9 protein-coding genes are annotated in these 10,999 nt (G+C 44.4%); 1 reads left to right on the top strand and 8 read right to left on the bottom strand.

The features are described 5' to 3' along the window. Positions 1-305: 305 nt before the first annotated feature. Complete coding sequence (locus B5E64_RS17500) at positions 306-794, top strand: DUF2798 domain-containing protein (protein ID WP_087169709.1); 489 nt, start codon at positions 306-308, stop codon at positions 792-794. Positions 795-867: 73 nt separating this feature from the next. On the opposite strand, the gene B5E64_RS17495 is transcribed toward B5E64_RS17500, so the two are convergent. From B5E64_RS17495 to B5E64_RS17460, 8 genes are all read right to left on the bottom strand, one after another. Next, complete coding sequence (locus B5E64_RS17495; protein WP_087169708.1) at positions 868-1,998, bottom strand: toxic anion resistance protein; 1,131 nt, start codon at positions 1,996-1,998, stop codon at positions 868-870. After that, on the bottom strand, positions 1,995-3,218 hold the full coding sequence (locus B5E64_RS17490) for a 5-bromo-4-chloroindolyl phosphate hydrolysis family protein (protein WP_087169707.1): 1,224 nt from the start codon (positions 3,216-3,218) through the stop codon (positions 1,995-1,997). Before B5E64_RS17490 ends, B5E64_RS17495 begins: the two co-directional genes overlap by 4 nt. A gap of 638 nt (positions 3,219-3,856) precedes the next feature. Then, entirely contained in the window at positions 3,857-4,873 is a 1,017-nt protein-coding gene (locus tag B5E64_RS17485; protein ID WP_087169706.1) for a hypothetical protein, read from the bottom strand. A 115-nt stretch (positions 4,874-4,988) separates the two neighbouring features. Then, positions 4,989-7,484, bottom strand: coding sequence for an ABC transporter permease (locus B5E64_RS17480; protein ID WP_087169705.1), 2,496 nt, complete (start codon positions 7,482-7,484; stop codon positions 4,989-4,991). Further along, positions 7,474-8,169, bottom strand: a complete 696-nt coding sequence (locus B5E64_RS17475; protein ID WP_087169704.1) for an ABC transporter ATP-binding protein — start codon at positions 8,167-8,169, stop codon at positions 7,474-7,476. The genes B5E64_RS17480 and B5E64_RS17475 overlap by 11 nt, the downstream gene beginning before the upstream one ends. A 74-nt stretch (positions 8,170-8,243) precedes the next feature. After that, a complete protein-coding gene (locus B5E64_RS17470) occupies positions 8,244-9,209 on the bottom strand; it encodes a HAMP domain-containing sensor histidine kinase (RefSeq protein WP_087169703.1) in 966 nt (321 codons plus the stop codon). Continuing rightward, the gene (locus tag B5E64_RS17465; protein ID WP_087169702.1) at positions 9,194-9,865 is read right to left on the bottom strand and encodes a response regulator transcription factor; all 672 of its coding nucleotides are present in this window, start codon (positions 9,863-9,865) and stop codon (positions 9,194-9,196) included. Before B5E64_RS17465 ends, B5E64_RS17470 begins: the two co-directional genes overlap by 16 nt. Before the next feature lie 97 nt (positions 9,866-9,962). Next, positions 9,963-10,757, bottom strand: a complete 795-nt coding sequence (locus B5E64_RS17460; RefSeq protein WP_087169701.1) for a hypothetical protein — start codon at positions 10,755-10,757, stop codon at positions 9,963-9,965. Positions 10,758-10,999 lie beyond the last annotated feature (242 nt).

Below are 10,999 nucleotides of genomic sequence, written 5' to 3'. Positions count from 1 at the left end.
CAGCGGAACGTGTTATATATTATCATCCAGGCTTATAAATGTCAACAACTTTTTTATCTTTTTTTCTTTTTTATTTCATCACATGTTTTCTACTGTTTTTATGAGAAAAATTTCTGTTTGAATTTTAAATCTAAATTTGCTATAATCATCAGCGTACGGATCGACGTACAAATAAATCTTATAGTTACCTAAACAAGGAAAGGGCTTTAATCAGCCAAAATAGAAATAAGTCTTCCAGGCGTAGTCTATTGTGCATTCAGTGGATTAACGCCTTTTTCATTGAAATGAATTAAGGAGGACTGATTATGCCAAAAACAAAATTTCAAGAAGTAATCTATGGACTGCTGATGACCTTTTTCATGGTTGCAGCAATGGAACTCTATAATACCGGCCTGCGTATGCGCGGACTGACAAATGCCGGTATTCTCTATGCCTTTCGTGAGATGGTCATTATTTACCCGATCTGCTTTGTGACGGGCTTCTTCTTTATCGACCGGATTGTGCCAAAGATTGCGTTCCGTCTTGTAACCCCGGGCGAAGATAAACCGATTTTCGTCACGCTTGCCAGAGCGAGCGTCACCGTCGCTTTCATGTGCCCGATCATGAGCTTCTGGGCCACTGTGATTTTTAAACATCCCGGTGTTGAATTTATTCCGGTATGGCTTCAGACATTTGTCTGCAATTTCCCGATGGCCTTTTTCTGGCAGATTTTCTTCTGCGGCCCGCTTGTGCGCTTTATTTTCCGCATGATTTTCGAAAGAAAGAGTCGTACCGAAGTCTGTACAGCCGAGTAATACGGTCAGCAGTCTTTCGCTTTCACACAAAAAGCGTCCGCACTTTTATTCGTACGGACGCCTTTTTTATTTATTATCTGATCTGAAGAAGCTTGTCCTTTAATTCCTGCTCCATCTTTCGCAGTTCTACTTCTGCCTCCTGACGCTTTCTACGCCCGTCTTCCTGAATCTGCATTACTTCATCCAGAGTAGAAATGAGTGATTCATTGGTCGCTTTGAGCGTTTCCATATCTACAATGCCTCTTTCGGATTCCTTTGCGGTTTCTACCGTTGCCATCTTCAGAGTCTCTGCATTTTTCCTTAACAGCTCATTCGTCATATCTGTCACTTCACGCTGTGCTTCTGCTGCCTGTCTGGAATGTGCAACACCAAGGGCAAGTACCATCTGACTCTTCCAGAGCGGAATGGTATTGACAATCGTGGACTGGATTTTTTCTGCCATAATTGTATCATTATTCTGTACCAGACGAATCTGCGGCGCAGTCTGGATGGATACCATCCTTGTCAGCTCCAGATCGTGAATCTTTTTCTCAAATCTCAGACACATGGATTCCAGATCTCTGGCCGACTGCGCATCTTCAGCAAGACCGCTTCTCTGCGCTTTCAGTTTCATTTCTGCAAGATCTTTCTCCCTTACGTCTTTGAGTTTCTTTTTTCCGGCCATGATATACATGGTCAATTCTTTAAAATAGGTCAGATTTAATTCATACATCTTGTCCAGCAGGGCAATATCTTTCATAAGCTGAACCTGATGCCCTTCCAGTACTTTGCAAATCTGATTGACATTCGTCTCTGCACTTGCATATTTTGATTTCAGATTCTGCAGTTTATTTGCCTGCTTTTTGAAAATGCCGAAAAATCCCTTTTCTTCCTCGTCATCAAAATTTTTCAGCTCCTGTACAACGCCGCTCAAAAGATCTCCCACTTCGCCAAGATCTTTCGTCCGCACATTATCAAGCGCCGTCTCCGAAAAATCGGCCATCTTTTTCTGTGTTCCGGCTCCATACTGGAGAATCATGGTCGAATTCGTCAGATCGATCTGGTTTGCAAACTGCTCTGCCATTTTCCGCTCTTCGTCTGTCAATACGTTTTCATCCATAACCGGCTCTTCTTTTTCCTCCGGTTTGATCTCCTGTTTCGTATCCTGAAACGGATCCAGGGTCAATACCGGACCTGTCTGTAAATCTTTTAAATCCTGACTCATGATTTCCCTCCTGTTTTAAAATCGTCTTCTGTAAGTCCTTCCTGTGCCAGCATCATTTTCAGCACAGTAATATCTGATGAAACATCCCAGGCTGTTTCCTGAAACAGGTCATCCAGAAGCTTCTCAAATGCGATATTCAGCGTATCAAGTGTATCTTCGATTTCTTTTTTAGAGTTCAGAATATTTTCACCCTGTACCGGCTGGTGATCCAGCTCCTCATATGCTTCCAGCAGTTTCACCGCCGTCGGGAGATAATATTCCATCAGCTTTTCAATGTCATCCACCGCATCCGGGTCCTGCTCCACTCTTTCAAAGATCCGCTTTGTCAGCTCTTCCATCCTTGAAATCTTTTCGGATACAACTTCTCCCGGTATCGCATCATTACACTCTTTCAGCTTCCGGATATAGTTCTGCCCGGTCTCGATTACGGTACGGATCTGAGGATCCATCTGCTGCCTCTTTCTGGCACGCTCCTCCTCCCTTGTTTTCGCTTCCCATGCCTTTTTCTTTTTCTCTTCTTCTTCGTTCTTTCGGGCTTCCTGCTGCTTTTGCATCAGCTCCCGATACGCGTCATAAGCATCGTTGCTTGTAATCAGGCATGTATTTGTATCATCCAGGTGTCCCTGTAAAAACCAGCGCTTTTCGATCATCCATTCCAGATCTTTTAAAACGGTTTTCTCCTTTTTCCTTGTCCGTCTGGCCAGTTCGCTTACATTACAGTATTCTTTTCCCTGCAGTTCAGAGAGATAACTCTGAAAACGCCTTACACGCCCAAGCTTCTTCAGCCCGGCCGCCCCGATTCCTCCAAAAATCACTGTAAATATCAGAAGCGTAACAAACCCAAACGTAAGGCCTGCATTTTGCTCCAGCAAAAGCATAGTCAGACCGGTGAAAATGAACCCAAGCAAAAACACTGCTCCAATTCCAAGTCCTGTAATGGAAAGTGCCATGCCGGCTGCTTTCTTACCTCCGGTTCCGGCGTACAGTACCGGCCGCTTCAGCTTGCTTAAGTCTACTTTTGCCCAGTCTTTTTTTGTGCTTTGCTCTCCGCCTGCACTCTGTCTGGCGCTCCCTGAATTTTTCCTGAAGCTTCCCGCCGCACTGTTAATCGTATCGGTAATCGTCTGATTCAGACTTCTGAAATCCATCGAATCTACGGCATCCTGAACAGTTCTCCTGATGTCTTCTCCGAATCTTTCCCAATCCCAGTAATTTCTCATTTCTGCATCCTTTCTTCCGTTTTTAAAACGGATCCATGCAATTATTATACTTTATCACTTTTAACACTTCAAGAGATTCCACCATGCCTGAGTAAATTTTCATACCTTCTCTGTCATCCATTCACCCCCACCGGACAGGCACAAATTTCCAACAAAAAAAGAAGCGGTTTGACGCTTCCACTCCTCTGATACCACGTGTAAAGACGGATACCAATACTTTAAATATCAGCACCCGTCTTTACTTTGATTCTTCAATCATTCGTTTACCTCTTTCTTCCGGATTTCATTTTGGTAAATAAGTTTACGTTTTTGGTGGTCTGTACCTCTCTTTCATAAACTTGATGTCCCGATACTCAGCGCCTGTATTTTTCTCGGAACGTCCAACACCTGTGTTGAAAGGAAATAACAACTGAATGTTTACGGCTCGCGTCCGTCTTACAATTCTGGTCTGTTATTTTATGGTTATATAATAGCACCATAATTTCGTTTTGTCAATATATTTATCTATATTTTCTTTATTAATTTATTATTTCCTTTTGCAATATTTATTTTCAGAATATTTTGTCTTTTTCGGATTGTCCTTTCACAATCTCAGAGATTCAGAAAAGACAGGGCATAAAACCCTGTCTCATTCATCCTCATCGCATCCGTTCTCCCATACCATTCATAAAGTCTTCAATGACCGGAAGCCGCTTCACCCGTCTCAACTTGATATCAGTAATCTCACAAAGCTCTTCGAGCGCCGCCTCTACAATAATATTGCTGACACGGATCTCTCTCGGTGCGCCAAACTGTCCGATAAACTCGATCAGGCTGTTTGCCAGTGATTCCAGCTGATCCTCCTCCGGCCCGAGAATCTGCGCTTTCATAATCAGCTCTGTCCTGGCCTCCGCTATCACAATCATTCTCATACTTCCCGGACGGTCGTAGCTTTTGTCATTGATTTTTGCGGCCTGATATGCCACATCCATTTCAAGAACGTAACGATTATTTGGTACATTTTTTAACGTCTCTATGATTTCTGCATCATTCAGTTTCAGACTCCGGTAATTAAAGGAGACAAACGGAAGCTCTTCCGCACCCCAGTAATGATTATCCGTATCCGGATCTATGGAATACACATACATTTCTCCACCCCGGAAGTTTACATTTACCTCCTCGCTGCGGTATGTAAGAACCGCCTCTTCCAGAAGCTCCAGATAATAGCACATCCGATGCACTTCGTCCTGATTCAGCTGATATGGATAATAGCCTTCTTTATAGGAACGGAAATAGAGCCACTGATTTTTCCCACGATATTTATATCCTGTATCTTTGATGATTTCTCTCTCTTTTTCCGTCAGCTCTTCTCTGTTTCCCCAATAGCAGGCCAGACTGCTCTGATTTCCCATTACAAACTCCGTTGACAAATTGAGTGCTTCCTGATTCAGCATCATCATAAACGTATTGAGATCCCTGTACCCCTCATATACAACAATCCCATAATATTCTCCGCCTTTTCCAAGAATGCTGACAAAGGCTGCATCCTCCTTTTCTCCTTCTCTCAGGCAAATCAGATCCAGATCCCAAAAGTCCTCCCACGGCTTCAATTCCCTGATTCTGGTCGCCACATCATATAGTTTTTTCCATTCTTCCCTGCCGGCTTCCTTCCTCATGCTTTTCACCTCAATTTCCTTTAGTTTTATACAAAACATTAAATGATAAGTTAATGTTAATCCCTTTTGCCTGTATCGTCAATATCCAGTTTGTCTGCCTGCTTAACTCGTCTCGTTATTCAAATCCCCGAATTCGTTCTATCAGGGAATGTTGTTTTACCATTTTCTTCCACGCAATAAAAGGTGCTGTCATACAAATCAGAAATACGACTGCAATTCCGCATACGAGAGGTAAAACCGGTACGGCGAATGGAGCGCCACGGTAATTCATGGACTGGAAGGTTCCATAGGTTACTGCAAGTCCGGCAGTCATGGTAATCAGAAGGGACCCTGCTGCGTAAAGCAATCCTTCCAGAAGCAGCATCCATTTCATCTGCCGGTCAGTCATTCCGATGCTTTCCATAACTGACAGTTCCACCAGCCTGTTCTGCACACTGCTGATTGAAGTATTAATATAATTCATAATACCTATCAGTGCCAGAATAAACACAAGCCCGGTTCCTACCAGCATCATATTTCCCTGTGCCTCCCGGATCGTTTCCATCAGATCAATTTTGGATTCCATCGATAAATCTCTGTATCCGGAAAGTCCTTCCAGTTCTCCAAGAATCCGGTCTTCTGTCCCCTGATCATATGTTTCCTCATAATAGATCCCCATCTTAAAAAGCATTGGTTCTGCCGCAAATTCTTTGAGCGCCTGTTCTGAGACAATGATGGTCGGCGGATATCCAACCAGCGCCGTATAGTAATTGTCATCCGTCAGGCCTGCAATGGAAAATGTCTTCGTATGTTCCGGATTGGAATACTCTGCGCAGGTCACCTCTTTTCCCTCGACATCCGAACTTGTAAAATCCAGACCGTCCCGATACAAAATGCAGGTATCGCCTCGCATAAATGCTTCTTCATCCACCGGCTCTGCAAGCGCCTGATTCAGATTTTCAAATGCGGCCTGATCGATCCCGATCATGGAAGTGCCAAAATTTTCAGGATGTTCCTGATATTCTTTCTTCTCATCCTCATAAGGAATCGTCATCCACATTTCATAAAATTCTTTCATCCACATGTCGGAAAACTCCGGTTCCCATGGCACAATGATCTCCGCAAAAAAGACCGGATGTACATTTTTTACACCTTGTGTCTGCTTCATGTTCTCCAAAGCGGAATCATCCAGAACCGCTTTCCTTTCCTCCTGTGTTTCTTTCCGAATCGTGTCATTTTGTACAACCAGATCCAGATCCATGGAATTGGATGTATATTCTCTTGCTCCCTGACTGGAAAAAAGAGTTGCCAGACACAGAAATATCGAAAGCCCGGATGCAAGAGAAACCATCACAACTCCTGTCTTCTTTTTCTCTTTCGTGATTTGTTTCTTTGCCAGTCTCCACAGCACCTTTCCTCTTCCGGTCTTGCCGGAATAGCTTCTGTTCTTCTGCGGCCGGTAGCCAATCGCTTCCAGCGGAGAACATCCTGCCGCAATCTTTGCCGGTTTCCTTCCCGCCGCCATTACCGTTATCCCCACAATCAGAATGGTAAGCGCAAAAATCAGCGGATGAAAGGAAATCTGTACCTGTCCTGCCTGCCCGGTCCGGATTCCCAGCGACTCTACCACAAAAGGGATCAGGAAAAAGGATACTGCACACGCGAGAAGGATTCCGCATGCAGCGCCGCCCCCTCCGATTACCGCCATCTGCCGGTAAATCATGCTGTAAATCTGACGTTCTGTCATTCCAATCGTCTGAAGAAGTCCGTAATACCTTGTATTTCCTGCCACTGACAGATACATGATATTATAAATCAGAAGATAGGCACACAGACAGATCATGGCGGCCAGCCCGATCATACCCGTCACAATGGAGATCGAAAAGCTCATATCCTCTGAAAAGAACATTCTCTGCTGCTTTCCAAGATTCATATCCTCAATCAGAGCATTCTGCTCTTTTTCCGTCATCAGCTTCTGCCGGATATCCATATAAAACCGGCCGGAGGCAACATCCGAAACCTGGTAGCCGGACGCTTCATAAAAACTTTGGGAGACATAAAATATCTTTTTCTCACCGTAGCCGCTCCATTTTCCGGAAATCCGGAACTCTTTTTCAAACGATCCTTTTGGCGTTCCGACCGTCATTCGAAATGTATCACCTATATCGAGATTGCCATAGCCACATTCTTCCAGTGCCTTCTCCGTCACCATGATTTCATTTTCCTGTTTCGGATACTCTCCCTCTACAGATGTCCGGGCCGGTTCCATCATGGTGTCCCAGAACGTCGGATCCGCCCACATCAGTCCGACGTTTGGTGTATTGTCCTTGTCTGTCGCCTCTACATATCCCGACACCGCGCAGATTCCGGTCCGTAGAATATCTTCGTTTTCGTCGCAGAATTCTTGCTGCTCTTCCGTCACTCCATACATAATCGCATCAAACTTAGCTCCGTTCATTCGGATATTCTGGATCCTCTGCATTTTAAAATAAGTCACTCCGACTGTCAGCACGCTGAAAAGAAGAAAGGCGGACAATAAAACAGCGAAAAACATTGTAAGCGTTTTTCTTTTGTTTTTTGCAAGCGCACTTTTGGCCAGTCTGGAAATGATTTTCCCGTTATTATTTTTCATCGTGAATTCCCCTTTCTTTCACGATTTTTCCATCTTCAATATGGACAATCCGGTCCGCCATCTGGGCAATGTCCATATCGTGGGTAATCAAAATCACGGTCTGCCGGAACTGTCTTGCAGCCACTTTCAGAAGCCCCAGCACGTCATGGCCGGATGCGCTGTCCAGATTTCCGGTCGGTTCATCGGCAAGAAGAATCCGCGGTTTTGATGCAAGCGCCCGCGCAATGGCGACTCTTTGCTGCTGGCCGCCGGACAGATTGCTCGGAAGTGCTTCTTTCTTTTCCTGAAGCTTGAGAAGATCCAACATCTCTTCCATAAATCTTTTGTCCACCGGGCGCCCGTCCAGTTCAATCGGCAGTACGATATTTTCGTATACATTCAAATCCTGCACCAGATTATAATTCTGGAAAACAAATCCAACCTTTCTGCGCCGGAATACCGTCAACTGTTCCTTATTCATTCCGGCCAGATTTTTCCCGTCTATGCAGACGCTTCCTTCCGTCGGGACGTCCAGCCCGCCCAGCATATGGAGTAGCGTGCTTTTCCCACTGCCCGATTTCCCGACAATCGCCACAAATTCCTGCTCTTTTACTGTAAAATCCACACCGTCCAGCGCCTTAACAATATGTTCCCCCAGCCTGTAATACTTTTTCAAACCTTTTGCTTCTACCATCCATTGACTCATAGATACCCTCCTCACTTTCTGCTGTCATTTTTATCTACACTTAAAGGATATCTGTCAAAAATCACAAACCTGTCTCATTCCGTAATATTCTCGGTTTTGTGATTTTCCACATTCTGCTCCGGACTTTCCGGAAGATAAAGGCAGAAAACAGATCCCTCGCCTTCTTGGGATCGGACTTCGATGTATCCGTTCTGAAGTTCCAGAATCTTTCTTGTGAGACAGAGGCCGATTCCGATTCCAGGCTCTTCGTGCACCTCCGGTTCCCGATAAAAGCGTTTAAAAATCTCTGCCTGTCGTTCCAGCGCAATACCTTTTCCATTATCCCGAATACTGATTTTCGTAAAAATCTCCTGTCTGGTCACACTGATATGAATCTCGCCACCCCGCTGCGTATACTTCACAGCATTATCCAAAACGTTAAAAATCGCTTCTTCCGTCCATTTACTGTCATGAACGAGCCGCAGTCTGTCCGGACACTCTACATAAAGTGCGATCTGTTTCCCCGCAGCCGCCGGAACAATTTCTTCAATCGCCTTCCGGATTGTAGTGCACAAATCAGAAGTTTTCATCTGCACCTGAATCAGCCCCGTCTCCAGCCGGGACATTTTCACCATGCTTTGGAGAAGAAATTCCAGCTTATCCGCCTGCTTGTCCAGACTGTTCAGGAATTCTTCCTGACGGTCCGGCTGCGTCTCTTCCCGCAGAAGGGAAAGATATGCCTTTATATTAGAAAGCGGGGTTCGCGTCTGATGGGAAATATCGGAAATCAGGCTTTTCAGTTCTTCCCTGCTTGCCCGGTTTTCTTCCTCTTTCTGCTTCCAGATCCGTCCAATCTGGTTCATTCTGACACTGCATTTTCCAAACAAGGTATCTTCCACTTCTTCTGTCGTATCCGGCTCTCTCCCCGACAGAAGCGCATCCATATTTCGTTCCAGCTTTCCTTCAAAAGTCAGTACATCCTTTTTTAATTTGATATATTTAAGCCCAAGAACAAGCAAAGCCGCTGTCATCAGACCCGCCAGTATTATGCTCCAATCCATTGATATCCCATCCCGTATACATTTGAAATATATTTGTGCTCTTCATCCTCGATTTTCCCGCGCAGCCTGTTGATGTTGACTGCCAGCGCATGCTTATCGACAAACTGATTTCCACCGTCCCATAATCGTTCCAGCAGCACATCATAGGTGAGCAGTTGCTTTCGATTCATCAAAAACTGGCGCAGAAGCCGGAATTCTGTCGGTGTAAGAAGACATTCTTCCTCTCCCGCAAAGACTTTTGCACCATCGATATCCACTTTCAGCCATCCATCATCGTACTCTTTCGAATCATCCGGAATCATATGTTTCAGGATAATACTGATTTTTTTCAAAAGAATTTTCATGGAAAACGGCTTCGTCACATAATCCACGGCTCCCATGTCATATCCGGCCAGAGCGTCCTCCTCCAGATCTCTGGCAGTCAGAAACATCACCGGAGTTTTTTTCTCGTGGTTTACCCAGTCGCAGAAAGAAAATCCGTTCCCGTCCGGCAGATTGACATCCAGAATGATCAGCTGGAGTTCTTCCTTCCGGCAGATCTCTTTGGCACTTTCCACGGATGACGCTGAAAAAACGCGATATCCCTCTTTTTCCAACACCAGGCAGATGGCATGATTCAAATCAAAATCATCTTCTACAATCAATAATGTCTGCATCCTTTTCCCTCCCGTCTTTCTTGTTCCATCGTATCATATTTTGGTAGTTTTGGCTTTCTTCAAGGGAAAAATCACAGGATTGTGATTGTTTTATAGTTTAGATGAGATATCTGGCGACGAGCTCTTCGATTCGTTTTGTATTCAGAACTGTTTTCCCTGTCTCAAATGTGAGGATCAGTCTTTCGCCCGGGAAAATGTCATTTTCTTCGTATGCGTTGATTTTTCTGACCGCATTTTCAGCGTATTCCGGGCTGTCCATTTTCCCATCATGCTCCCAGTAAATTTCCTTTCCGGTCTTTTTAGACAGGAATGTAAAATCGGGATAAACAGTGCCAAAACCATTGAGATAGAGCGGACACTCATATTTATACGGAATTCCTTTTCTGTAGAAATAATCGGCCAGAATCTTCTCTGATTTCGACCGCACCCTCTCCCCTTTGTCAGTCATGATTACAGGTGTACCCTCACGGAATTCTTTCCGCTTATATTCTCCGGATTCCCATTCTTGTATCTGCTGATCCCATGATGGCTCCACCGGACAAATCAATTTTCTTCTTTCAGGATGTTCCTTCATGAATAGGTTTTCTATTTCATCATCCTCATAATCTTTTGTGATCCTTTTTAGCTGGCCCAGTCTCTTCTCGGCAAGTTTCAACACTTTTTCATCATATGCTTTCTGAGCAAGTTTTTGCGGCAGTTCCTCATCGGCTTTCGGAATATATGCTCCATTTCTCTTTTCTCCCGGCATGCAGTGATAATATTGAATCCACCCACTGCTTTTAGACAGGCGTAAGGATCCCGGCGGAGCATCTTTTACTTGTTTCCTCGTTTTGGAAAGAATCTTTTCTAATCTGTCCTGTTCCTTCAGCAGCATTTCTTTGATACCTGTCATATCATTTCCCCTTCCATTTCTGCATAGTATCGTTTGAATCACGACAATGCTGTCTTATTTTAGAAACCGTACGGTTAATACAAACTTTTTTGCTGAACTAGCTGTAGTCCAAATCTAAAGTGAGCCCCTTGTCAAGGACATCCGAAAAATTTTTTGTCTGGATTTTATAACAGCTTAAATGCTGATGGTAACTCGTTGGTTTTAATATATTTATAGTACTCGTTTGGAGACATTCCATGGAG

The organism is Drancourtella sp. An12 (assembly GCF_002160935.1).
In the GTDB taxonomy this organism is placed as follows: domain Bacteria; phylum Bacillota; class Clostridia; order Lachnospirales; family Lachnospiraceae; genus Sellimonas; species Sellimonas catena.
This window is presented reverse-complemented; position numbering and strand designations above follow the sequence as displayed.